The organism is Oscillibacter sp. CU971 (genome assembly GCF_905219725.1).
GTDB lineage: Bacteria > Bacillota > Clostridia > Oscillospirales > Oscillospiraceae > Oscillibacter.
In genome coordinates, this window is record NZ_CAJMXG010000567.1 from 1 (window position 1) to 1,114 (window position 1,114).

A 1,114-nucleotide genomic window follows, 5' to 3' on the forward strand; every position below is an offset into this window, starting at 1 on the left:
AAATGTTCTTCACAATCCTGTAGGGATGCTCCACCTTGCAGCGTACGGCAGATTTTCGGTTTTCAATATGCCGCTCCACCGATTTATCCGTGTGGAGATAGAGGGCAACCACCGGCCATGGTGTGACGCCCCGGTAGGCCAGCCAGTCCAGATTGGCCGGGGTGTCCGGCTCATAGACGGCGGGCAGGGTGGACAGGCGGCAGCGCCCCTTCCAGGCCAGAAAGAAATAGTCGGTGTGCCGGGAACTTTGCAATATGGCAACCTCCCGTTCAACGTCCGGGGCCTTCACCGCCTGATAAGCCCCGGTCAGTCTCAAAATTCCGCTGAGGTATGCTTTTATCAGTTTTTTCATGGATCACGCTCCTTGACTCGCTGGTATTGGCCTGCACCGTCTCCTGTACCGCAGGTATGTCTTTCTCAATGCGGGCGCACAATCTCAACTCCCGGCGCAACTCCCGCACTCTGGCGGTCAGGCCGGTGATCTCATCCGTCACGGCCGCGCCTCCATGACCGGCGCGGCGTATCTTATACAGCTCCCGCCGCTGGTCCGTCAGGGCGTCGATTTGTGCTTGCAGGGCGTCATACTGCATGGAGAGCTGCTCCACCGTCTCAATGCGGTTTTTCATCAGATATTGAAATTGCTGCTGATAGCGTTCAAATTTGATGATCTCCGTCCGGGAGACAACCGCCGCCCGCCGTTTGGGGCGTCGTTCCGGGATGGCCCCCAGCAGATACAGGTACTTGAAGTACAGGGCGCGAAAGCCCTTCAATTTGCGGGGCCTGCCGGGGACGCCGCCCCGGTGTCAGCGGTTTGATAATGGGGCAGAAAGAAGGGCCGGGGGAAACAGGCGGCGGGGCCTCGCCGGAACGGACAGCCGACAGCCGGGCCTGAATGTCCGCTTCTGTGTAGCCGCTACCCAGGCCGTCTAGCCGGAAAAACCGCTCGCCGCCGGGGGCTTGACGGCGGTATGCTTAAGGAAGCACTGATTAAAGCAGGTAAAAGCCAGGCAAACAGACAAAGGCAGTGGAAACGTCTCATAAAGGACCATATTGGGGGATAAATTCCTCGCTTTTCCAGTCCCAGCCCGGTCGAAGGGCGCAAAAACCTTAGGCG

2 protein-coding genes are annotated in these 1,114 nt (G+C 58.7%); both read right to left on the reverse strand.

What is annotated here, in order from left to right; all coding sequences use genetic code 11:
- On the reverse strand, positions 1–352 hold a 352-nt coding region (locus JX325_RS17500; protein ID WP_374220666.1), incomplete at its 3' end, for a hypothetical protein.
- Positions 270–770, reverse strand: a complete 501-nt coding sequence (locus JX325_RS17505; RefSeq protein ID WP_204792275.1) for a hypothetical protein — start codon at positions 768–770, stop codon at positions 270–272. The genes JX325_RS17505 and JX325_RS17500, both read right to left, overlap by 83 nt.
- Positions 771–1,114: the final 344 nt, after the last annotated feature.